Source organism: Allobosea sp. LjRoot237 (assembly GCF_964253285.1).
Taxonomy (GTDB): Bacteria; Pseudomonadota; Alphaproteobacteria; order Rhizobiales; family Beijerinckiaceae; genus Allobosea.
This window is the reverse complement of record NZ_CAXUQP020000001.1, coordinates 2759047-2782831: the sequence shown is the minus strand read 5'-3', so window position 1 is coordinate 2782831 and position 23785 is coordinate 2759047. Positions and strand designations below refer to the sequence as shown.

At 65.2% G+C, this 23785-nt stretch carries 19 protein-coding genes and 1 pseudogene; 16 read left to right on the top strand and 4 right to left on the bottom strand.

Annotated features, from left to right (window positions below; all coding sequences use genetic code 11):
- Positions 1-37 precede the first annotated feature (37 nt).
- Entirely contained in the window at positions 38-895 is an 858-nt protein-coding gene (locus tag ACSQ24_RS13500) for a methyltransferase, TIGR04325 family (protein WP_436095167.1), read from the bottom strand.
- Between the two features lie 589 nt (positions 896-1484).
- On the bottom strand, positions 1485-2684 hold the full coding sequence (locus ACSQ24_RS13495; RefSeq protein WP_436097887.1) for a polysaccharide biosynthesis/export family protein: 1200 nt from the start codon (positions 2682-2684) through the stop codon (positions 1485-1487).
- 425 nt (positions 2685-3109) lie between these two features.
- Between ACSQ24_RS13495 and ACSQ24_RS13490 the strand changes: the two genes are divergently transcribed.
- The 11 genes and pseudogenes from ACSQ24_RS13490 (at position 3110) to ACSQ24_RS13440 (ending at position 17514) form a co-directional block, all read left to right on the top strand.
- Complete coding sequence (locus tag ACSQ24_RS13490) at positions 3110-4093, top strand: UDP-glucuronic acid decarboxylase family protein (protein ID WP_436095166.1); 984 nt, start codon at positions 3110-3112, stop codon at positions 4091-4093.
- Positions 4093-4884, top strand: a complete 792-nt coding sequence (locus ACSQ24_RS13485; protein ID WP_436095165.1) for a WecB/TagA/CpsF family glycosyltransferase — start codon at positions 4093-4095, stop codon at positions 4882-4884. The genes ACSQ24_RS13490 and ACSQ24_RS13485 overlap by 1 nt, the downstream gene beginning before the upstream one ends.
- 93 nt (positions 4885-4977) lie before the next feature.
- Positions 4978-5988 (top strand): NAD-dependent epimerase/dehydratase family protein, encoded by a 1011-nt coding sequence (locus ACSQ24_RS13480; protein ID WP_436095164.1) that lies wholly within the window; start codon positions 4978-4980, stop codon positions 5986-5988.
- A 48-nt stretch (positions 5989-6036) separates the two neighbouring features.
- Positions 6037-7512, top strand: a complete 1476-nt coding sequence (locus ACSQ24_RS13475; protein WP_436095163.1) for an exopolysaccharide biosynthesis polyprenyl glycosylphosphotransferase — start codon at positions 6037-6039, stop codon at positions 7510-7512.
- A gap of 86 nt (positions 7513-7598) precedes the next feature.
- Positions 7599-9779, top strand: coding sequence for a GumC family protein (locus tag ACSQ24_RS13470; RefSeq protein ID WP_436095162.1), 2181 nt, complete (start codon positions 7599-7601; stop codon positions 9777-9779).
- Positions 9780-10336: 557 nt separating this feature from the next.
- A complete protein-coding gene (locus tag ACSQ24_RS13465) occupies positions 10337-12775 on the top strand; it encodes a right-handed parallel beta-helix repeat-containing protein (protein WP_436095161.1) in 2439 nt (812 codons plus the stop codon).
- Between the two features lie 158 nt (positions 12776-12933).
- The gene (locus ACSQ24_RS13460; protein WP_436095160.1) at positions 12934-14673 is read left to right on the top strand and encodes a type I secretion system permease/ATPase; all 1740 of its coding nucleotides are present in this window, start codon (positions 12934-12936) and stop codon (positions 14671-14673) included.
- Between the two features lie 17 nt (positions 14674-14690).
- Positions 14691-16097: an HlyD family type I secretion periplasmic adaptor subunit gene (locus ACSQ24_RS13455; protein WP_436095159.1), complete on the top strand. Its 1407-nt coding sequence runs from the start codon at positions 14691-14693 to the stop codon at positions 16095-16097.
- Between the two features lie 162 nt (positions 16098-16259).
- Positions 16260-16589, top strand: coding sequence for an ArsR/SmtB family transcription factor (locus tag ACSQ24_RS13450; RefSeq protein ID WP_436095158.1), 330 nt, complete (start codon positions 16260-16262; stop codon positions 16587-16589).
- Positions 16586-17050 (top strand): SRPBCC family protein, encoded by a 465-nt coding sequence (locus tag ACSQ24_RS13445; protein WP_436095157.1) that lies wholly within the window; start codon positions 16586-16588, stop codon positions 17048-17050. Before ACSQ24_RS13450 ends, ACSQ24_RS13445 begins: the two co-directional genes overlap by 4 nt.
- A gap of 51 nt (positions 17051-17101) precedes the next feature.
- Positions 17102-17514: pseudogene (locus ACSQ24_RS13440) on the top strand (GFA family protein).
- 27 nt (positions 17515-17541) lie between these two features.
- Here ACSQ24_RS13440 and pobA read toward each other — a convergent pair.
- The gene (gene pobA / locus ACSQ24_RS13435; RefSeq protein WP_436095156.1) at positions 17542-18711 is read right to left on the bottom strand and encodes a 4-hydroxybenzoate 3-monooxygenase; all 1170 of its coding nucleotides are present in this window, start codon (positions 18709-18711) and stop codon (positions 17542-17544) included.
- Positions 18712-18836: 125 nt separating this feature from the next.
- Here pobA and ACSQ24_RS13430 point away from each other — a divergent pair, with 125 nt between their 5' ends.
- From ACSQ24_RS13430 to ACSQ24_RS13410, 5 genes are all read left to right on the top strand, one after another.
- The gene (locus tag ACSQ24_RS13430; RefSeq protein ID WP_436095155.1) at positions 18837-19712 is read left to right on the top strand and encodes a helix-turn-helix domain-containing protein; all 876 of its coding nucleotides are present in this window, start codon (positions 18837-18839) and stop codon (positions 19710-19712) included.
- A 101-nt stretch (positions 19713-19813) separates the two neighbouring features.
- Positions 19814-20407, top strand: coding sequence for a 2'-5' RNA ligase family protein (locus tag ACSQ24_RS13425; protein ID WP_436095154.1), 594 nt, complete (start codon positions 19814-19816; stop codon positions 20405-20407).
- Positions 20408-20465: 58 nt separating this feature from the next.
- Entirely contained in the window at positions 20466-20816 is a 351-nt protein-coding gene (locus tag ACSQ24_RS13420) for an ArsC family reductase (protein WP_436097886.1), read from the top strand.
- Between the two features lie 148 nt (positions 20817-20964).
- Positions 20965-22089, top strand: a complete 1125-nt coding sequence (gene tgt, locus ACSQ24_RS13415) for a tRNA guanosine(34) transglycosylase Tgt (protein ID WP_436095153.1) — start codon at positions 20965-20967, stop codon at positions 22087-22089.
- A complete protein-coding gene (locus ACSQ24_RS13410) occupies positions 22086-22877 on the top strand; it encodes a hypothetical protein (RefSeq protein ID WP_436095152.1) in 792 nt (263 codons plus the stop codon). Before tgt ends, ACSQ24_RS13410 begins: the two co-directional genes overlap by 4 nt.
- Here the strand turns inward: ACSQ24_RS13410 and ACSQ24_RS13405 are convergent.
- Positions 22851-23771: a DMT family transporter gene (locus tag ACSQ24_RS13405; RefSeq protein ID WP_436095151.1), complete on the bottom strand. Its 921-nt coding sequence runs from the start codon at positions 23769-23771 to the stop codon at positions 22851-22853. The genes ACSQ24_RS13410 and ACSQ24_RS13405 overlap by 27 nt on opposite strands.
- Positions 23772-23785: the final 14 nt, after the last annotated feature.

The following is a 23785-nucleotide window of genomic DNA, read 5'->3' as shown; positions in this document are numbered from 1 at the left end:
TAATGGGTGGTGGATGTGGTGGGTTGCGGATCGTGCGTCAGGGTCTCAGCCGGAAGTAGAGCCCTGAATAGGTCTCGACATGGCATTCCGGATGAAATGGAACGTCGAGGCTGCGTGGCTTCTCCCATGAATCCACGAGCTCGTAGCCGAGCGCGAGCAGGCCATCGATGAAGCGCGCACGTGCCGCGACGCTGTAGGGACAGAACGAGACCTGCCCGGTTCGTGTGATGACGGACTGGATCGTGACGAAGGATTGCCGCGCATGGAGCGGCGTCCGCTGGACGATCACGTGCCGGGGACGATCCGTCCAGGCCTCCAGTCGTTCGTGCAGGTAATTCTCGGGAAGGTACTGCAGCGAGCCCGCCGCGAGCAGGATGTCCATGCCGCAGCCGTCATCGACAGCGTTGGTGAAGCGCAGGCGTGGCGTGGGCTGCCGAGCGGATATGGCCTGCCCGGCCTGGGTGATGTGGGGAAGGTCGAAGACCATCCAACGGAATTCGTCCGGGAAAGCGAGGTAACGATCGTACTGGCGAAAAGCGTGCCCGACATAGCCGCCCAGATCGAGCAGGGTCCGCGCGCCGTCGTCCAATGCGCCGCGCAGCCACAACAAAACGGGATACTCGGTCGCCGGCATGGGCTCGAAGCCGCCGGCCATCGTGGTGTAGTGGTCGATATCCGCCATGGCGGCGTGATCGAAGCCGGCGAGGCCGGCCGGAAGGGCGCGCTCGGCAGCCTGAAAACTGTCGTATCTGCCGCTGTAGCCGCAGTGATATCTGCCTGCGCGAAACCGTGCCTGGTAGAGCCGTTGGCGCAACCGGGCGATGCCGGGCCAGCTGAGCGAGGCCGTGCGGGCGGTCAGGCGCAGGTTCTGCTTCCAGGTAGCCATGGTGGACATCAATCAGGCCTCGCCAGCGCGTTTCGACACGGGGCGGGGGCTTGGCTTCAACGCACCTGCTTTGCCGCCCGAGACTTCGGCGGTACCTGGGGTTTCCGACCGCGGCCCAAACGCGCGCCCCACCAGTCTTGCTGCGGGCTCTGCGAAGAGCACTGCCAGGGCGAACAGCAGCAGGATCACCGTCGATCTCAGGCGACTTGGCGTGGACGTGCCTTGCGGCATGTTGACGGAGGGCCGAGGGGGCGCTGTCTCATGCAGCGCATGTCGCTGCGGTGCCCGCCTGGCGGGCGCACCAAAGGCCGCTTTCGTGAGCTCGGCGCCTCCGTCGTCGACCGCGAGCCAATGTCTCGCGAAGGCAGCATGCCGGACCGCCGGAAGCGACGGGGAGGGACGCTCGCTGCTATGGCCTTCCCGGCTGTGCTTCTCCGAGCTCGTCAAGGATCTCTCCGTTTCAACACATGGAGTGTCTCCTCTGCTTTGCCGCTTTGGATCGCTCAGCGGGTCATAGAGAAGAGATCGCATCGGCCGCGGGGTTGATCATGGTCGTCACAGCCCAGCGGGCGCCTCTCGGCATGAGCTGCAGCGTCGGTCATTGCTGGCTGGCGAGGCCGGTGAGCGAACGCATCGGCGTCTGGGCCTCCCCCCCTGGAACCCTGCTCTCGATCGCGCGCGCCTTCGGAGCGACCTGGACGATGTCGCCCGGTTGCAGGGAGGTTTCGAATTTCGCCTGGATCGTCACCGGCGTGAGGCCGGTCTGCCGCGTGATCCGGATATCCCAGTCGCTCGCCGCGCTGGAACCTTCGCTTGCGATCATTCGGCGGCGCCGACTCTCCGCGATCTCACGGGCGACCGGAAGGCTGCGCTCGACCTCGAGGATCTTTTGCCGCGTTTCCTGGAGCTCCATGACGACACGGCGCATATAGGTGGTGTCGAGCTCCCGCAGCCTAAGCGTCAGCTCGCCGAGCGCCGTCTCGCTCTTGGCCAGTTCCGCCCGCAGGCGCGCGGCTTCGCCCTGCGTGCGGGCATAGTCGCGCTCGCGCTCGACCTGGACGGTGCGTAGGCCATGGCCGGTCGTCGCCAGCTTGTTGTATTCGCTCGATTGCTCGCGCGTCAGCTCGACCTGCCGCTCGACCAGTCGAGCTTGCTCGGTCAGAGCGCCCTTTTCGGACTGGAGCCGCGCGACCTGCTGGCTCAGCAAGTCGCGCTCGCCCTCGCGCGCCCGGCGCTGGAAGTCGAGGATTTCCTGTTCTCCGGCCAGAAGCTGGGCGTTCGCCGCAGCGCGCGCATCGGGGACGAGCTGTTTGACGCCGTCGCGTTCCGCTTCGAGCCGCGCGCGCCTTGCCATCCACGTCTGGAGCGACGTGTTGAGCAAGGTCTCACGTTCGTCCGCGAGCAGAAGTTCGGATTTGAGGACAGCGAGCGACTCGTCGCCGACACGATAGCCGCCTGCCAGCGCGACGGCTCCCAGGACATTGAGTCCGTGCCGGAACGGATAGGTTCCCGGCGAGCGCACCTCGCCCATGATGTAGATCGGCTTCAGCTCGGCGACCCGCAGGCTCACGACGGCATCCTTGAGATAGCCGTCCATGAGCGCGCTGCGGATCCGCGCTTCCGCTTCCATTGCCGTGAGCCCCGCGACCCTGATGCGCCCGGCCAGGGGCATATTGACCATGCCCGACCCGTCGAGCACGAAATCGCCGGAGAGGTCCGTCTGGCCGAAAACCGAGATCGTGACCTTGTCGCCGATCGAGAGCGTTTCGGCGGCATCGCGTTCCGCCGCCGATACCATCGACGCCACGAAGATCATGAGGGCGGATAGGACCAGGAGAAGGCGCCAGAGGCCGTATTGCCCCGATCGGCCGGCACCTGCCGGCGTTTCCGATGCAGGGTGAGAACCCCAGAGATGAATCGATGCGTCCGACATCAGCCTCGACCGTCCTGCCATTCGAGTCTCGCAAGGAGATGCGGGGGAGGATGTCAGGACATGCCGTGCTTTCCGCGTTGGCATTCAGGCCAAGGCGCGTCGCCATGGGATTAACTCCATCGTCGAACCCGGCAGCCATCGTTGTGTCAGCACGCCAGGTCGCGTCGCGTGGGAAGTAGCCCTTCCTTGTTGCCGCCGGGCGGCTCACCTCCCAAAGCGTCCTTTGAGAACGCGGGGCTTGCAGCAAAGCTTCCAGCTCCCTCCCGTGAACGATCCGGTGGAGCTCAGACATGCAGAAGCGCATTCTCGTCACAGGCGGCGCCGGTTTCCTCGGTTGCCATCTCTGTGAGCGCCTCGTCGCCCAGGGCCATCAGGTCCTCGCGGTCGACAACTACTATACGGGACGTCGCGAGAATCTGAGCGCGCTGCTCGGCCAACCCAACTTCGAGACGGTGAGGCACGATGTGACCTTCCCGCTCTATCTAGAGGTCGACGAGATCTACAATCTCGCCTGCCCGGCTTCGCCGGTGCACTATCAGCGCGATCCCGTGCAGACCACCAAGACGAGCGTGCTCGGCGCGATCAACATGCTGGGCATGGCCAAGCGGCTCGGCATCCCGATCCTGCAGGCCTCGACCAGCGAGATCTATGGCGACCCTGACGTCCATCCGCAGGTCGAGGACTATCGCGGGCTCGTCAGCATCAGCGGTCCACGCGCCTGCTATGACGAGGGCAAGCGCTGCGCCGAGACACTCTTCTATGACTACAAGCGGCGCCACGGTGTCGAGATCCGCATCGCGCGCATCTTCAACACCTATGGCCCCCGCATGAATCTCGAGGATGGCCGCGTCGTCTCCAATTTCATCGTCCAGGCGCTGCGCAACGAGCCGATCACGCTCTACGGCGACGGCCGGCAGACCCGCGCCTTCTGCTTCGTCGACGATCTCGTCGAAGGCCTGATGCGGCTGATGAACGTGACCCAGCCGCTGGATAGCGCGGTCAATCTCGGCAATCCCGTCGAGACCTCGATGGCCGAAATCGCTGACATGATCATCGCGCTCACCGGTTCGCGCTCGCAGATCGTCTACAGGCCGCTGCCGCAAGACGATCCGCGCCAGCGCTGCCCCGACATCGGCAAGGCGCAGGAGCTGCTGCACTGGGCGCCGAAGGTGCCCTTGCAGGAAGGGCTCGAGCGCACGATCGCCTATTTCGACGGCGTGCTGTCGAAGCTGCACGATCCCGTGCGGCACGTCGAGGTCGCGAGGGCGAGCTGATGACAACCCAAAACCCGCTGCCGCGCGCCCGCATCATGGGCGTGAATGTCAGCGCCATCACCATGGCGGATGCCCTGCGCACGGTCGAAGACTGGATCGGACGGAGGGCTCAGAACTACGTCTGCATCACCGGCGTGCACGGCGTGATCGAAAGCCAGTCGGATCCGAAGCTGATGGCGATCCACGAGGGGGCGGGAATGGCCACCCCCGACGGCATGCCCCTGGTCTGGATGGCTCGCAAGCTCGGTTACGGAGGCACTGAAAGGGTCTACGGCCCCGAGCTGATGCTGCAGCTCTCGGCCTTGTCTGCCCAGAAGGGCTACCGTCAGTACTACTTCGGCGGCGCGCCGGGCCTTGCCGAGCGCCTGCGTGAGCGCCTCACCGAACGCTTCCCCGGGCTCGCTGTAGCCGGCACGTTCTCACCACCGTTTCGACCAGCCTCTGCCGATGAGGATGACGAGACCGTGCGCATGATCAACGCGGCCCGGCCGGACATCGTTTGGGTCGGGCTCAGCACGCCCAAGCAGGAATACTGGATGGCCGGGCATCTCGGCCGGATCGATGCACCGGTCATGATTGGCGTCGGGGCTGCCTTCGATTTCCTCGCCGGCACCAAGCGCCAGGCCCCGGCCTGGATGCAGAGGCGCGGGCTCGAATGGCTGTTCAGGCTGTTGTCGGAGCCGCGGCGGCTCTGGCGTCGCTACGGCAAGATCGTTCCGCAGTTCATATTCGGCGCCAGCCTGCAGCTGCTGCGCCAGAAGACTGCGCTCGCGGATAATCCCAAGAGGTAGCTCGTCTCAAAAGGGGTATAGTTCGGTTTAACCACCTGATTTAAAAAGATAAAACCGCTATCACTGAATTCCATTTCTCAGTGGAGCGAAGTAATGTCCAGGAAATCTGTGCTGGTTACGGGCGCTGGTGGCTTTATCGGCTTCCATCTTGTCAATTATCTCAAGGATCGAGGCTATTGGGTCCGCGGGGTCGATATCAAAGATCCGGAATACCAGGCCAGCTCGGCGGACGAGTTCCGCCTTCTCGACCTGCGTGAGATGGACGATTGCCGCGAGGCCGTCCAGGGCATGGACGAGGTCTACAACCTCGCTGCCGACATGGGCGGCATCGGCTACATTTCCGGCGCGCACGCCTCGATCACCTACAACAACACGATGATCAGCGCGCAGATGCTGAAGGCGGCGCACGACGCCAAGGTCAATCGTTTCCTGTTCTCGTCTTCGGCCTGCGTTTACCCGCAACATCTCCAGGACGTGCCCTCGGTCGTGCCGCTGAAGGAGGACGATGCGTTCCCCGCCGACCCGGAGCCTGGTTACGGGCTGGAGAAACTCTACACCGAGAAGCTGTGCGAGTACTTCACGGAAGATTACGGCTTCCAGACCCGGCTGGTCCGCTTCCACAATGTCTACGGGCCGCTGGGCACCTGGGATGGCGGCAAGGAGAAGGCGCCTGCCGCCATCTGTCGGAAGATCGCGCTGGCGAAATCGGGCGATGCGATCGAGGTCTGGGGCGACGGCAAGCAGACCCGTTCCTTCATGTATATCGACGATTGCGTCGAGGGCATCTACCGCATCATGCGCTCGGACTACTCTCGTCCGCTCAACCTCGGCACGGACGAGCTGGTTGATGTCAGCGGGCTCGTCGACATCATCGCCGGGATCGCCGGGAAGACGATCCACAAGCGTTTCAACACCAACCGCCCGCAAGGCGTGCGCGGCCGCAACAGCGACAACAACCGCCTGCGTGAGGTGCTCGGCTGGGAGCCGTCGATCCATCTCGGGCAGGGGCTGATCCCGACCTATGCCTGGATCGCGAGCGAGGTGAAGGCGAGGGCCGAGCGCGAGGCTGGCGTCGAGCAGATCCCCACGATCGCAGCGCAATAGCGCCTTCACGCTTCTGCGTAGTTGAACGAGACCTCCTGGGAGCTTGCCATGCCGGACGTTGTCACGACTGTCGTGCCCGCCTCGATCGGCATGGCAAAGCCGGGTTGGCGGCTTGGCACCCCTGTTGCTCCGGCAACGCGGCGACGACTGGTCGCCGTCGCGTTGCTGCTCGGTGATCTCGTCACGCTGACGATCGTCGCAGGCGTGCTGCAGTTCGGCGCGGCTATGGCCGCGTCCGATACCGACACCAATATGGCGAGCCTGATCCTGGTCTGGGCTCTGGCTCTGTGCGGTGCTCTGGCCGGTTTCGGGCTCTACGGCTCGGACCGGGCCGAGCCGGTCGATCGCCTGCGCCGGCGCGCGCTCGGCAATGTCGCCGCGGTTGTGGCCATGTTCGCCTGGCTCCTGGTCAATGAGCCGAATAACCACCTCTGGGGCTTCGTGGGGGTCGGCGCGGCTCTGACGATCGTGCTCGGCTATTATGTCGAGGCACTGATCCGGGGCGGGTTGCTTCGGCGTGACCTGTGGACCGCTCCGACCGTCCTCTACGGGACGATGCCGGCATGCGTGGCCCTGGCGCGCGACCTTGCCTTGCGGCCGGAACTCGGTCTCAGGCCGGTTGCCATCCTCCTGGATGAGGACGCCGATGGGCCGTGGGATGCCGCCGAGATGGCAGGTCTCCCGGTGATCACCCGCGGCCAGGCCAGTATCATCTCGTCGGGGATCGAAGTCGCCCTGTGCGCATCGGGCGATCTGCACGCCGAGAAGGCGGATTGGCTGGCGCGCCTGCCGTTGCGTCAGATCTTCGTCGTCCATGACGCGTCGACGCTGCAGGTCCTGAATCCCCAGCTGCGGGCCATGGGCGGATTGCTTGGCCTCGAATTGCGCAGCGCCATCCACATGCCGCGTAACCTGCGTCTGAAACGGGTGCTCGATCTCATCGTCGCAGTGCCGCTTGCCCTTCTGGCCCTGCCGGTGATCGCCGTGCTCGCGCTCGCGGTGAAGGCGGTTGATGGCGGGCCTGCTTTCTACACACAGCCGCGCGTCGGCCGGAGCGGCCACATCTTCAACGTCTACAAGCTGCGCAGCATGTATGCCGACGCAGAGGCGAGGCTCGCCGCGCATCTGGAAGCCGACAGCGCGGCGCGGCAGGAATGGGAGCGCTTCTTCAAGCTGTCGAACGATCCGCGGATCCTGCCTGGAATCGGACAGTTCATCCGCCGCTCGAGCCTCGACGAGTTGCCGCAACTCTGGAACGTTCTGCGCGGCGAGATGAGCATCGTCGGGCCGCGGCCGTTCCCCGCCTACCATAATCAGTGCTTCGACACCGCCTTCCAGGCGCTGCGCACCAGCGTGCCGCCCGGCCTCACCGGCCTCTGGCAGGTCACGGACCGAAGCGACGGCGACCTCGCCGTCCAGAAGCGGCAGGACAGCTTCTACATCCACAACTGGTCGGTCTGGCTGGACTTCTATGTGCTGCTGCAGACCGTTCCAGCTGTGCTCCTGGGGCGCGGGGCGAAATAGCGCTCAGAAATCTCCGCACGTGCCGGCCAGCAGGCGCCGGCCGCGATCCGCATCTCGAGTGAATTCAGCAGGCGAGGCACGGGACCATGGATCTCTTCAACGACATGCGAGGCCACCGCGCCCCGGCGACGCTCGCCAAGCACTATGATGCGGTGACCTTCAACTTCCTCTCCATGCTCTGGAGGAAGCGGCTGCTGATCCTCACCGTCACCTGTGCGACGATATTGGTGGCAAGCCTTTATCTGATGGTGACGCCGCAGCGCTACACGGCCGATCTGGTGCTGCAGTTCGATTTCACGCGGGAGGATAGTGGCGGAGGCGGCAAGGCGAGCAGTGTTGCGCTCGATGCTTCGACACTTGTGGAAAGCGAGGCGCGCATCATCCGCTCGCTTGCGACGGCCCGAGCTGTGGCCTCGCGTCTGGGGCTCGACAAGGCGACGGCGGCTCCACCCTCGTCGCTATCCAGTCTTTTCACCGGAGCTGCCGAGTTGATCTTTCCATCGTCCGTCCGCAGGACGCTACGGAATCTCGCCGGTTTCGATGTGGGAGCGGCCGAGCCGACGCCGCGCGATATCGCCGCCCAGAGGCTGCTCGCATCGCTCGGCGTGAGCAACGATACGAAAGCCTATCTCGTCACGCTGACCTATCGCGATACCGACCCGGATCGCGCGGCGCTGATCGTCAACGCCTTCGGCAACGAGTATCTGCGCCGCAAGATGGAGGCCACCACCAGCGCCTCGCAACGCTCCAGCCAGTGGTATGGCGCGCAGGCGCAGGAGGCGCGCGCCAATCTCGGGAGGATCGACAAGGAGATCGAGTCCTTCCGCGTCAGGACCGGCTTCGTCGAGCTGGGCCAGGATGGCGCCGACATCCAGCAGCAACAGCTTCGCGACATGCTGACCCAGCTCAACACGATCTCCGCCACGCGCCTGGCGGAAGAGACCCGGCTGCAGCGTGCGCAGGTCTCTCTGGCCGCAGGCAATATCCCCCAGACAAGCGATCTCGGCGGTTCTTCGGTCGTACAGCAACTCCTGGACGAGGAGGGCAAGGCGCGCCGGGCCCTCGACGAGATGGTCGCGGTGTCGGGTGAGCGGCATCCTGCCGTGCAGCGGCTGCGGCTCTCGCTGACGGCTGTCCAGGAACGGCTGCAGAAGCAGTTGGCGCAATCCGTCGCCAATATCGAAACCGATGTCGCGGCGGCCCGGAGCGCCGAAGCCGCGCTGCATGAGCGCGTTGCGGCACTGCAGACCAAGTCGATCGAGGCGAGGGGCCTTGAAGGCCAGCTGCGGACCTTGCAGGCCGAAGCAACAGCCGCACGCGACCGCCTGAAGCAGCTTTCCGATGCGCATCAGCAGGCAAGCGCGGTAAGCGAGCTGCGGCCCATCATCGCCCAGATCGTCGCACCGGCCGATATTCCCTCGCTGCCGAGCTCGATCAAGCCGTCGCTGGTGCTGGGGCTTGCCCTGATGGGAGGGCTCACAGCGGGCGCCGCGCTCTCCTACATGCTGGAGAAGCGCGACCGTGGCTTCCGCAGCGAGAACGAGTTCGCTGCGGAGATCCGGACCAATTGCGTCGGCCTTCTCCCCAATCTCGAGCATTATCCGGGCGGGCTGGAGAGCCTGGTCTTCGCCGAAGCGGTGCGCTCGATGGTGGCTGAGCTGTTTCCGTCCACCAATCCGCCGAAATTCGTGCTGATCACCTCGTCCGCACCGGGGGAAGGCAAGTCCTTCGTCGCCTCCGCCATGGCGCGCGTGCTGGCGATGATGGGACAGCGGGTGCTCGTGGTCGACGGCTCGCCCCGGCGCCTGCTGCTGGGCCAGAACTTTCCGCATGAGGCGTTGCTCGACCAATGCCTGCCGCAGGTCGGCGATGCGGGCGGTCCGGGTGCAAGTCCGGTCGCCACGGTTAGGCGCGCCTCCGGCCTGCGCGACAGCCAGAACGTCTATTCGAACCCGGCTTTCGAGGCGATGCTGCGCGAGGCGCGGGCGCGATACGACGTGATCCTGTTCGAAGTGGCGCCTGTGCTGCTCTCCGCCGACAGCGCCCTGTTGCGCGAACACGCCGATACGGTGCTGCATGTCGTCAAATGGAACGACACGCTGAAGAGCACCGTCTCCGCAACGCTCGATCACCTCGCCAGGCTGGGACTGGACGTCGCGGGTGTCGTGCTCAACGGCGTCGATCTCGAGGAGCAGGGCCGCTACGAGGTCTCCGATCGCGGGCGGGTCTATCGCAACTACAAGTCGTTCTATCAGGCCTCGGCATGAGCCGGCGCGCGCATCGCTATGCCGCGCTGCTGACGGCCAGGGGGAGCGGCACGCCTTCGCCTGCGCCTGCGCAACGGGGAGGCTTCAGCTGCCGGAATTGCGGATCTCCCGCCGTTCACTTGCCGAGCGATCTATCGGCCGGAGCGCTCGTGATCTGTGACGGTTGCCAGCGCCCGGTGGCGACTCTGGCTGCCTTCCGGGCCTATGTCGATCGCCTGGCCGCGGGGGCCCAATTTTGCGATCACCACCTGACGGTCTGCCATTCGGACGCCGGAGCCGGATCGGATCAGGTGTCGTCGACCTGAGCGGCAAATTCGCCTTCTGGTTTCGAGATTAAGGCCATTTGAGGGCTTCGCCCACCCGGTCAGCAGGCGATTCGGGCCCGGCCGTGCCGTTCCATCAACAGGGTCGGCGACACCGGGCTACCAAATAATCCGTTGATATATTGTACCAAAACAAGACGATTAGTCCGAACGGACTAATCCCTCCGAGTATCGATTCATTGCTTTGGGTAGAATCGAATCAGGCCTCAAGGGTATCTAGGCAGCGATCACTTAATGTGTTCCAGCCAAAAAAGGAGCCCCTTTATGGCCATAATTTACGTCTCGCCGACTGGAAACGACAACAATACTGGAATCGACCAAGCGTCGGCTTTCCAGACACTGGAGCGGGCGCTGCAAGCCATGCACCAGAGCGCTGGTGCCGATACAGTCTACCTCAGTGGAGGTACCCATTATGTGAAAGGCCCGATCCAACTGACGGCTGCCGATTCCGGCTCCTCCTTCGTGGCGACGTCCGGGGAGAAGGTGGTGATCAGCGGCGGCACGCCGGTGAGCAGCTGGACCAAGGGCGCCGATGGCATCTGGACGGCTCATGTCGACGCGGACCAGGTCGAACAGTTCACCGTCAATGGGGTGAAGCAGACGGAAAGCCGTTTTCCCAATGTGGATCCGAACGATCCGATCCAAGGCGGCTGGCTCTGGGCGAAGGATCTGCCGAACGGCTACGATCCCCAGAAGTCGATGGCGTTCAATCCGTCGGATTTCCCAGCTGGCCATGAGCCCAAGGTCGGGCAGACGATCTCGGTCTTCGCCGAGAACGGTTATGCCAACGACAAACTGACGATCGCCTCGATCGAAGGCAATGTGATCACCTTCACATCGGAGGCCAATTACGACCTTGGCCCCGCAAGCCGCTTCTACGTTTCAGAGGGCACGCCGGACGATGTCGGCGAATGGTCCTACGATAGCGCAACGCAGACCATCCGGTTCAAGGCGCCCGAGGGCTTCACTGGCGAAGGAGGCGTCGTTTCCGACGACCACAGCCTGTTCGTCGTCGACGGCGCGAAGGACGTGACCTTCAAAGACCTCACATTCACGGACACGGCCGCTAACGCAGGGGATCCCAATACTGCGGCGATCGAGGTGCATGACGCGACCGGCCTGAAGGTGGAAGGCAACCACTTCATCAATGTCGGCGTCGGCGTCGCGCTGCATGGCGACAGCAGCGGAAATCTGGTCTCCGGCAACAGCTTCGAGCATACTTGGTCGAGCGCCATCGCGCTGACGCCGGGAACGAGCGGCAATCAGATCTCGAACAATGTCATCGATCGCTCGAACGAGGCCTTCGTTCAGCATGGCTCGATCTCGATGGAGGAGTCGGCGCGCAATCAGATCGATCACAACACGATCACCAATGTGCCGCGCTTCGGCATCGCGGAGATCAACTACGATCCCGGCAATCCGTCGGGCGGTAACACCATCGAGTACAACGATGTCCGCCATTCCGGTCAGCAGACGCCGGATGTCGGCGCCATCTACCTGTTCTCGGCCGATGACTCTGGCGCGGCTGGCGACATCATCCGCTATAACCACATCGTCGACACTGGCGGCCTGAACACGCAGGCCGGTGGCTTCGCCGAGAACTGGAGTTCCGGCATCTATCTCGACAATATGGCGAGCAATGCCCAGATCTACGGCAATTTCGTCCAGGGCACGACGTTCAGCGGCATTCTGATCCATGGTGGATCGAACAATCAGATCCACGACAACACGCTGCTGGACAACGGCAAGTACGGGATTTCGACGATCACCGCCGATGATCACGCGATCTCTGGAAACCAGACCTACCAGAACTTCATCGAGGTCTCGGAAGACGGCAGCAACACGATCGATACCGATCAGACCGATCCGGGTCTGATCCACGACAACGTCTACTACAACCCCAATGGCGGCGAGTTGACGATCGCCGATCTCGCGCTGGCGGGCTTCCAGCAGCGCGGCGGCGATGCCGGCAGCGTCATGACGACACAGGCCGGTTTTGTGAACGCGGCGGCTGGCGACTACGGCTTTGTCGCCGGATCGGCGGCGCAGGGGCACGGTATCGAGGCGCTGCCGTTCGACTCTGTTGGCGCGACAGGCGTCGTCACGGCACCTGATGTCGATGTGCCTGTGACGCCTCCGAGCGGGGGCGGCACCCCACCGGTTACGCCAGAGCCCGAGGCGCCGGCCACGGAAATCCCGCCGATCGTGGCAGAACCGGAGGTCCCGACCAATGGCGGCACGTTGCCGGTAACGGAAAACCCGCCGGCGACGGCGGAACCCGAGGCTCCGAGCAATGGCGGCACATCGCCAGTATCGGAGACCCCGCCGATCACCGCTGAGCCCGAAACACCGCAAGTCGAGACGCCGGTCTCAAACCCCGATATCCCGGATGTGATTACGATCCCCGAGGTGACAGTGCCGGATACCCCGTCGAATTCGGGGAGTTTGTCAGGCTGGGGCGGTCTCGGCGGTGGGCGTGGCTGGTTCCAGGAAAACTGGGCTCAGCGTGGCGACGATGACCATGGCGGCGGTCGCAACTGGTTCCAGGAGAGCCGGGTGAGCCGCGACGACGATGCGGGCGGGCGCCGTAGTGACTCGCTGGCTAGTCTGGGGCGCCAAGATGATGGCGACAACGAGCACCACGGGCTCTCGCACTCGCACTGGCACTGGTAGCGCGTCCGCTACTGCCTCCAAGCGACCCGGCCATCGCGGCCGGGTCGCCCTTCATCGCGACGAAGCCTGCGGGCTCTCAACCTTCTTCCCCACAGACTGCCGCCCGGCCGGCTTCGCTGCCGCCGACGGCTGCAATCGTGCCAAGGAAACCGACGAATATGCTCTCGCAAACGGTTCGCAAGCTGACGCCCGCATTCGCATCGCTCTTCGGGCTTTCCTTCGTGCTGAACCTGTTCGTCTTCGTATCTCCGCTCTATACGATGCAGATCTACGACCGGGTGCTGACGAGCCGGAACAGCACCACGCTCGTCATGTTGTCTCTGATCGTGCTCGCTTTGTTTGCCGCCTATGCAGCGCTCGAGCATTTCCGCAGCCGCGCGCTCGTCCAGCTCGGCTTATGTGTCGATCGGGCGCTGTCCGAGCCGGCTTTCGAAGCCTCCTTTCGTGGTGCGCTCGATGCGAAGGGCTCGCCAACCCTGCCCATTCGCGATGTCGAAACCTTGCGGGCGACGCTCTCCGGCAGCCTCGTGCCGGCGCTCATGGATGCGCCCTGGATTCCGATCTATCTCGGCCTCTGCTTCGTCCTTCATCCGGCGATCGGCCTCGTCGCTACGCTAGGGGCGGTCGCGATCCTGGGCGTTGCGCTGCTGAACGAGCGCATCACCAAGGGCTCGCTGGTCCAGGCGTCGGAGCTTGGGCATGGGGCGAGTGAGCGGCTGACGGCCTCCCTGCGAAACGCCGAGGTCATCAAGGCGCTCGGCATGGGCCAGGCCGTTCACGGCGAATGGCAACGTCAGCGCGGGCAGGCGCTTGCATTTCACACGATTGCTGCCGATCGGGGCGGAACCCTGCTGGCGGTGACGAAGCTGTTGCGCCTGGCGCTTCAAAGCGCGGTGCTGGGCGTCGGGGCCTATCTCGCAATCAACCAGAACATGGCGGTAGGGGCGATGTTCGCCGCATCCTTGATCATGGGCCGGGCGCTTGCTCCGATCGAGGGCGCTGTCAGCCAATGGAAAAGCTTCGTCTCCGCTCGCAGCGCCTTCCAGCGGCTGGGGACGACGTTGAAGGCGCCGTCCGATACCGCCAGCCCCATGACCTTGCCTCATCCGGCCGGCTCGTTGCGGGTCGAAGGCCTGAGCGTGCGTGCTCCGAGCGGAAACGCTTTGCTGCTGCACAATGTCTCCTTCGAGGTCGAGCCGGGCGAGATCGCGGCCGTCGTCGGCCTCACCGGCTCGGGAAAATCCACGCTGGCCCGGGCTTTGGTCGGTGTCTGGCAGCCCGTTCAGGGCGTCGTCCGGCTCGACGGCAACGACATCCGCCATTTCTCCGATGAACAACGCGGCGGTGTCCTCGGCTATCTGCCGCAGGATGTCGAACTCTTCGCTGGAAGTGTGCGCGACAACATCACCCGCTTCGATCCTGCTGCCACGGACGAAGTCGCCGTCGCTGCCGCATCCGCTGCCTCGGCGCATGAACTGATCCAGGGCTTTTCCGATGGCTACGCGACCCAGATCGGGGAGGGCGGGGCGATCCTGTCCGGTGGGCAGCGGCAGCGGATCGGGCTGGCGCGGGCACTCTGCGGCCAGCCGGCACTGGTGGTGCTGGACGAGCCGAACGCCAATCTCGACATGGACGGCGATGCCGCGCTCGGACGGGCCCTGGCGGGCCTGCGCGCCGCGGGTGCGATCGTCGTCGTGATCACCCATCGCCCGCAGCTCTTGTCGCAGGTCGACAAGATCATCCTCATGCAGAAGGGCCAGGCCGTCAGGGTCGGCCTGCGCGACGAGATCCTGCCGGTGCTGCTGCAGCCGGGCGGCGGCTTGCGCATCCAGCCTCCGCAGCGCGGCCAGACAGGGCAGGTCGAGCCGCTTTCGGCAGCGCGGTGGGCGCGTCGATGAACCAATTCCTGAAGCAAATGAGACTCGTCCTGAAGCAGATGACGCCTTCCTTGACCTGGCCGGAATGGCGCCGCCGTTTCGAAGCTGCGCCCACGATTGCAAAGCAGTGGCTCGAGCGGGCTCGTGCGCCGGTCGAAGGCAGCGGTGATTGGCGCAGTCCGATCCGAAAAGGTTACGTCGTGGTCGCCATCGCGCTGGGCGCCGGCGGCCTCTGGTCGGCGCTCGCGCGCCTCGACAGTGCCGTGGTGGCACATGGCAGCGTGGTCGTTGAAAGCGATCGCAAGGCGGTCCAGCATCTCGAGGGCGGCCTCGTCGAAGCGATCGCAGTCCGCGATGGCGCAGAGGTCAAAGCCGGCGAGATTTTGGTGCGTCTCGACGCGACGCACGCTGCCGCGCAGCGCAGTGTCGCGCGGCTCGGCGTGATGCAGGCGCTGGGTGAGGAAGCACGTCTCACGGCCGAGATCGACCGGCTCGATCGCATCACCTTCCCGAGCGAATTGGCCGAGGCTACCGACATCAAGGAAGCGCGCCGGATCACGATCGATCAGGAGCGTCTGTTCAAGGAACGCCAATCCGCCCAGAAGCTGGAAGTCTCGATCCTGAAGGAGCGGCTGACCCAGTCCGAGAGGCAGTACCAGTCGACCGAGGCGCAGCGCGACTCGACCGTCGGGCAGGCCGCCAGCATCAACGACGAGCTCACCAATCTGCGGCCTCTGGCCGATAAGGGTTATGTCGCTGCGACGCGAATCAATCCGCTGAAGCGATCGCTGACCGAGCTGCAGGGTCGCACTGGTTCGCTGGAAGCGGACTTGTTGCGCTTGTTGGTCGCCACTGACGAGATCCGGCTTCAGATTGGTCAGATCGGCCTTCGCGCCGTGGAAGAGGCCTCGACGAAGCTCGCCGAGTGCCGGGTCAAGCTCGCCGACGCCCGTGAAAAGCTGCGCATCGCCGAGGACGTGCTGGCGCGCGCTGAAGTTCGCGCACCGCGGGCCGGGCGCGTCGTGGCGTCGAAGGTCCATACGGTCGGGGCTGTGGTCAAGCCGGGCGAGACCCTGATGGAGATCGTGCCGCAGGACGACGAGCTGATCGTCACGGCCAAGGTGTCACCGATGGATGTGAACAATCTGCGTCCGGGCATGGCCGCGGAGGTGCGCCTGCCATCGTTCAAGGGACGGGCGACGCCCTTCACAGTCGGCGAGGTGAAGTCCATCGCGGCCGATGCGCTGCGCGATGAGGTCCTGCAGCAGATGGTCTACGAGCTGCGCGTCAGCGTATCGGCCTCGGGCTTTCCTCCGAAGATCAGGGCCAAGCTCCGGCCGGGCATGCCGGCCGAGGTCTATGTGCCGACCGGCGAGCGGACCGCGATCGCCTATCTGATGCAGCCGCTGACGGACTCGATGCGCTCCAGCTTCAGGGAGGAGTGAGGCCGGAAAGGACTCGCTCGCCTATATGGCCGTACGCCGCGCGGCGCCGACGAACCGGATCGACTGAGAGCTAGCATGCGAACGCCCGCCATTGAGCGGGCGTTCGCATGCTCATCAAATTAGCATTGACTAATCAATTAGTGATTGCTAATTGATTTGCCCATGATCCAGACCGCCCCCGTCTCCACCGTCATGCGCGCACTCGCCGATCCGACGCGGCGGGCCGTGTTCGAACGGGTTTCGGCTTGCGACGAGATCTCGGTCGCCGAGCTTACCCGCGGCAGCGGCGTGACGCAGGGCGCCATCTCCCAGCACCTCAAATCGCTGAAGCAGGCCGGCCTCGTCGCCGAGCGTCCCGAAGGCCGCAATGTCTTCTACCGCGCCGAGCCCGAGGGGCTGGCGCCGCTCGTCGATTGGATCGGCCATTACGGCGTCTTCTGGCGCGAGTGCTTCGCCAACCTCCGCACCCTTCTCAAGGAGATCGACCCATGACTGCTCTCGACCTGCAGCCCGCCACGCAGGAGATCGTCGTCGACGAAATCCTGCCGCATGCACCGGCGACGATCTGGAAGGCGCTGACCTCGAGCGTGCTGATCGCGCGCTGGATCATGGAACCCTCCGGCTTCGCCCCGGTCGAAGGCACGCGCTTCACCTTCAAGACGACGCCGGCCGGCGCCTGGGACGGCACAATCCAATGCCAGGTACTGGAGGTGAGCCCGAATGAGCGGCTGGCCTATTCCTGGAAGGGCGGCGATGACGGCAATGCCGGCTACGGCTCAAGGCTCGACACGATCGTCACCTGGACGCTGTCCAGGGTCGCGAACGGCACTCGCGTACGCCTGGTCCATTCCGGCTTCGAGCTGCCGCGCAACGAGACCGCCTTCACGAATATGGGCCGTGGCTGGAAGAGCATTCTGCCACGTCTCGGCGAGATCGCCGGCGAGCAGGGCTGACAGGACTGTCGCGCTGGCTTCTGCCGCCCCCGTTTTTTCGAGGAGAAGACGATGAGCCATGCCTACAAGGGCGGCTGCGCCTGCCGCGCGATCCGCTATGAGATCGCGGCCGAGCCGGTCGAGAGCAATGACTGCCAGTGCCGCCAGTGCCAGCAGCAGAGCGGCACCGGCCACAGCTCCTATCTGAGCTTCGTCGGTGCGCCGGTCACCGTCGAGGCGAGGCGAAGACCTGGGACGTTGTCGGGGAGGGCGGCACGGTCAAGCGCTGCGCCTTCTGCCCGACCTGCGGCTCACCCGTCTATCTGACCTTTCCGGACATCCCCGACCTGTTCATCGTGCGTGCCGGCAGTCTCGACGAACCCGCCCGCTACAAGCCGGAGATGGTGTTCTGGCATTCGGTCGCACAGCCCTGGGACCATTTGCCTCCGGGCATCCTGAAACATGAGAAACTACCGCCGCGATAACCGCGGGCGGCCTTGGCCTGTCCGGGCTCAATAGGGCAGGCCGACATAGTTCTCCGCCACGCTAGTGAGTGCGGCCTGCGACTGCGCGAGATAGTCGAACTCGGCGCGCCTGATCCGCTGGTCGAAGGTGCTCGCCTCCGGGAAGAGGTGGAGCAGGTTCGTCATCGACCAGGAGAAGCGCACCGCCTTCCAGACTCGCGCCAGCGCCCGGCCAGAATAGGCGTCGAGCCCGGCATCGGAGCGCTCGGCATAGTGCTCCCGCAGCGCCTCGAACAGGTAGTGCACGTCGCTCGCCGCAAGGTTCAGCCCCTTGGCGCCGGTCGGCGGCACGATGTGGCCGGCATCGCCGGCGAGGAAGAGCCGGCCGAAGCGCAGGGGCTCGGCGACGAAGCTGCGTAGCGGCGCGATGCTCTTCTCCAGCGACGGCCCCGGCGTCATCGCGGCCGCGACCTCCTCTGGCACGCGCCGGCGCAGCTCGTCGAAGAAGCGCGTGTCCGACCAGGCAGCGACCTTTTCGTCGAGCGGGACCTGCACGTAATAGCGGCTGCGGGTCTGCGAACGCATCGAGCACAGCGCGAAGCCGAAGGGCGAGCTGGCATAGACCAGCTCATGCGCCGCCGGTGGCTGGTCGGTGAGCAGGCCGAGCCAGCCGAAAGGATAGACGCGCTCGAAGGTCTCGATCGCGCCTGCCGGCACCGAGGCGCGGCAGACACCGTGGAAGCCGTCGCAGCCGGCGATGAAGTCGCAGGCGATCTCGCGTCGCCGGCCCTCGAACGTGAAGCTGACGCGCGGCGAAACGCTGTCGAAATCATGCAGCTGGACGTCCTCGGCCTCGTAGAAGGTCGTCGTGCCGGCGGTCTGCCGGGCCTCCATCAGATCCTGCGTCACCTCGGTCTGGCCATAGACCGTCACCTGCTTGCCGGTCAGGCCCTTGAGGTCGACGCGCTGCAGGCGCCCTTCGAAGGCGAGCGAGAAGCCGTCATGCGGCAGGCCCTCTTCGGCGAGGCGCGCGCCGACGCCCGCCTCGTGCAGCAGCTCGACCGTGCCCTGCTCAAGCACGCCGGCACGGATGCGCGAAAGCACATAGTCGGCGCTCTTGCGCTCGAGGATGACGTTGTCGATGCCCTGGCGGGTCAACTTCTGTCCGAGCAGCAGGCCGGACGGCCCGGCGCCGACGATGACGACCTGCGTGCGCATGGCGTCCTCCCATGAAACAAGGGGCGCAAAGCCCGGTACTTTCACACGAAAATGCCACCGTATCTGCTTGACCGGAATGGAGCTTTCACCCAAGCTCTTGGACAAAACGAACATCGGATACCTAGATGACGCTCGCTTCGGTGCCCGCCTACTGGCTTTATGACGAGCCGCGGGAGCAGCGCTTCCCCGATGCGCTGCATATCGAGCGCATCAGCGCGCGCAGCGCCCCGCGCGACTGGCGGATCGAGCCGCACCGCCATCAGGACATGGCCCAGTTCTTCCTGATTGCGACTGGCGGCGGGCTGGTTCGGATCGACGGTGATGAGCATCAACTCGCGCCCAGCACCGTCCTCCTGCTCCCGCCGCTGGCGATCCACGAATTCCGCTTCGAGCCCGACACCGAAGGCTTTGTTGCCAGTGTCGCGACCTCGACCCTGACGCCGCTGATCGAGGCCGAGCCCCCGCTCGGTGCTGTGCTCGGCGAGGCGTTCGTCGGCAGGCGAGGGCCGGACGACGCCAGCATCACCGAGCTGGCCATGGCGATGGAGGTTGCGCTCGCCGAGTTCGGCCGCAACCGGGGTAGCCGAGAGCTCGCGCTCGCCGCCCATGCACGCCTGATCGCGATCTGGTTCGCCCGCGCTGCGCGCTCGCATGCCGTGGCGAACAGCGGAGTGGGCGATGCGCGCGCCGTGCTAGTCCGGCGTTTCGTCGAGCGCGTCGAGAGTCATTTCCATACGCACGAGCCGCTCGATGCCTATGCGCTGGCCCTCGGCGTCACCGGCCCGCATCTCACCCGGGTCTGCCGCGAGGTGCTCGGCCATTCGGCGATGCGGGTCATCCAGGGCCGGTTGATGATCGAGGCACGGCGCGATCTCGTCTACACCCGCTCGCCGATCTCCCAGATCGCCTTCCGGCTCGGCTTTTCCGACCCCGCCTATTTCTCCCGCTTCTTCGCCGCGCGGGCGGGAGTGTCGCCCTCGGAGTACCGGGCCGCGGGGTGAGGGTGGTTGCGATTGTTCTCTATTTGTTCTAAGTACTGGAGATGGGAAGGCCATCTCCAGATCAACCAGATCTGTTCGGTTGGGATGCCCGGTACGGGATCGTGGGCGGCCGTGACTGGTCGAAGACCTCAGTCGCTCCCGGCTGGATCAGATACTTCTTCGCACTGCTGCCGCCGCCGGCGGATGCTGTGGCGATCGATGCGTTCGCCCATGGTCTGCGCAGATCGGACGGTTTACGCGGGTGGCCGATCGGACCGGAGCGCTATCACGTCACCCTGTGCGGCATCGAGCGATATGGCGGAGCTGCCAGCGAGGAAATCGCAGCCCTGGAGAAGGTTGGCGCTTCCATGGTCGCGCCGGGGTTCACCGTCGCCTTCGACCACGTTGCGGGGCATGGCAAACCCGGTGATCGGCAAGCCATCTTTCTGGAAACGAGCCAGACATTCTCGGTCCTCGACAGGCTTCAAAGGATCCTGTGTCGCGAGATGCGGGCGCGGGGCTTTCGGACGCCGTCCACGTTCGGGCCGCACCTGACCCTGCTCTACGACGAGTGCCCATTCAGCAAGCTGATGGTCCCACCAGTGAGCTTTCCGGTCCGGGAGTTCGTGCTCGTCCGCAGCGTCCATGGCGCAGGACAACACAATCATCTCGCCCGCTGGCCGCTCATTGGTGGACGGGTGCCCGTGCCGGCTTGATCGCCCGCACGCGACATGCCACGCCCGCACCGACGACATCCCAACGATCGGTCGAACGATGGTCACGCTCTACGGCATCCGCAACTGCGACACGATGAAGAAGGCTTGGAGCTGGCTCGACGCGCACGCCGTCCCGTACGCCTTCCATGACTATCGCGCCTCCGGCATCGACAAGGCCCGGCTCGAAGCGTGGTGCCGCGAGCTCGGCTGGGAGAAGGTACTCAATAAGGGGAGCACAACCTTTCGCGAACTGCCCGAGGCCGACAAGCAGGGCCTCGACGCGAAGAAGGCGATCGCGCTGATGCTGGCGCAGCCGACCATGATCAAGCGCCCGGTGCTCGATCTCGGCGACCGCCGCATCCTCGCCTTCAAGCCGGATGTCTACGAAGCGGCTTTCGCCAGCCGGTAGAAACTCGAGACGTCATTGCGAGCGTAGCGAAGCAATCCAGACCAGCAGAGCACGACGGCCCTGGATTGCTTCGTCGCTGCGCTCCTCGCAATGACGGTTGGCGTTATGGCTCTTCCGTCCGGCGCAACGCTGGGCTAGGCCGACGCCCATGATGACGGAATTCAGCTTTCACCTGCTCGGCCGGGACGGCGCAGCCCGCACCGGCGAGGTCCGCATGCCGCGCGGCGTGATCCGCACGCCCGCCTTCATGCCGGTCGGCACCGCTGCGACTGTGAAGGGCATGTATCCCGAGCAGGTTAAGGCGCTCGGCGCCGATGTCGTGCTCGGCAACACCTATCATCTGATGCTGCGGCCCGGCGCCGAGCGCGTCGCCAGGCTCGGCGGCCTGCACAAGTTCATGAACTGGCCGCACCCGATCCTGACCGATTCCGGCGGCTTCCAGGTGATGTCGCTCGCCAATCTGCGCAAGCTGACCGAGGAAGGCGTCACCTTCCAGTCGCATATCGACGGCTCCAAGCATGTGCTCACCCCGGAGCGCTCGGTCGAGATCCAGAACCTGCTCGGCTCCGACATCGTCATGCAGCTCGACGAATGCGTCTCACTGCCCTGCGAGGACAAGGTCGCAGAGAAGGCGATGCGGCTTTCGCTGCGCTGGGTCGAGCGCTGCAAGACGGCCTTCGGCGATCCGGCGGGTAGGGCGCTGTTCGGCATCGTCCAGGGCGGGGCGGTGCCAGCCTTGCGGATCGAGAGCGCGCGCGAGCTCGCCGCCATGGACCTAAAGGGTTACGCCGTAGGCGGGCTCGCCGTCGGCGAGCCGCAGGACATCATGCTGGCGATGATCGAGACGGTCGAGCCGCATCTGCCGCAGGAGAAACCGCGCTATCTGATGGGCGTCGGCACGCCGGACGACATCGTCGAGGCGGTCAGGCGCGGCGTCGACATGTTCGACTGCGTGATGCCGACCAGAGCCGGCCGCCATGGCCAGATCTTCACCCGCTTCGGCCGAATGAACCTGAAGAACGCCAAGCATGCCGAGGATATCAGGCCGGTCGATCCGCAATCCTCCTGCCCGGCGGCCAATACCTATTCGCGGGCCTATCTGCACCATCTGGTCAAGGCCGAGGAGATGCTTGGCAAGATGCTGCTGACCTGGGTCAACCTGGCCTATTATCAGGAGCTGATGGCTGGCCTGCGAGCTGCCATCGCCGCCGGCCGGCTGACCGACTTCATCGCTGAGACTAGGGAAGGCTGGGCCAAGGGCGAGCCGGCGTGATCGATCCCTGGCTCGGCCTGCTGCTCATGAAGATGGCGGTCGCGGCCGCCATCGTCGTCAGCTGTTCGTTGCTCGCCGAACGGTCGGGGCCGCTGCTCGCGGCGATGATCGCGACGCTGCCGATCTCGGCCGGGCCGGTCTATGCCTTCCTCGCCATGGATCACGATGCGGCCTTCATCTCGGCGAGCGCGCTCGGCAGCTTGAGCTCCAATCTCGCCAATGCCGGGTTGTCGCTGGTCTATGTGCTGCTGGCCCAGCGCTTCGGCACGGTGATCTGCCTCGCCGCAGCGTTGCTGACCTTTTTCCTGATCGTCTCCGGCTTGCAGGCACTGGCTTTGCCTTTCGTTGTCATGGTGGTGGCGACGCCTGTCGTCTTCCTGATCCTGCACCGGATCGTCCGCCCTTATCTCGCTGCGCGGCCCGCGATCACGCCGCGGCGGCCCTGGTATGCGATCCCGCTGCGCGCCGTCGCGGTCGCCACACTGGCTGGTACTGTCACCACAGTCAGCGCCCGCGTCGGACCGGCCTGGTCGGGCGTGCTGGCGACCTTCCCGATCGTGCTGTCGAGCCTGATCGGGATCCTGCAGCCGCGTATCGGCGGGCCGGCCAGCGCCGCGGTCATCGCCAATGGCCTGCTCGGGCTCCTCGGCTTCGGCTTGGCGATTGCGCTGGTCCATGTGACGGCCGTGCCGCTCGGCTCCTGGCCGGCGCTCGGCCTCGGCCTGCTGGTCTGTATCGCCTGGAACCTGGGCTTGATGGCGCTAGCGCGCCGGCGCGCGGCGCCATGAGGCGATGAACAGCCCGCCGATGATCAGCGCGATGCCGCCGATCTGCAGCCCGCTCGGAATCTCGCCGAGCACCGGGATCGCGAGCAGCGTGCCGACGACCGGGATCATCGGCGGAAAGCGCCCGGCGACCGAGGGGCCGAGCACCGGCGTCGACCAGCTCCAGATCCACAGGCCGACGATGACGTTGAGCACGCCCTGATTGATCGCATGCAGGACCAGCACCCACCAGGGCGCGACGTCGAAGCCGCGGAAATAGAAGGCGAAGTAGATCGGCAGATAGGCCATCGACAGCACTGAAACCACGGCCGTGGCCTTGAGCGCATTGACCCGCCAGAGCTGGATCAGCAGCGGATAGCCGCCCCAGACCAGTCCGACGCCGAGAAAGCAGAGATCACCGAAGACGATGCTCGGGTTGGATTGCGTCGTGCCGGCGATGCCGAGGCAGGCGAGGCCGATGAGCACCGCAATGACGCCGAGCACGAGCTGCCGCGTCAGCAGCGCACCGAACAGGACGACGCTGCCGATGATGCCGATCACCGTGACGGTGCCGGGCCCAATCACCGCGCCATGCGCTGCCGGGGCGAAGGTCAGTCCGGTCATGAGCAGGAAGCTCATCGGGAGGCCGCTCATGACCGCGAGGATCACGCCCTGTTTCCAGCCGAGCCCGCCGCAGTCGCTGAGGCCGCCGGCCATCATGAAGCTGGGCAGAAGCAGGAAGCCGGCGGTGACGAAGCGCAGCGCCAGCATGTCGTGCGAGGAGAGGCCGTTCAGCACCGCATGGCGGCTCACGACGAAATTGGCCCCGAAGATCACCATGGCAAAGGCCATGCCGGCAAAGGCGAGCTGCCTGCGCCGGCGCAGTTTCTCGTCGGAAAGCGGAACGGCTTGATGCATGCTCCGGCTTAGCG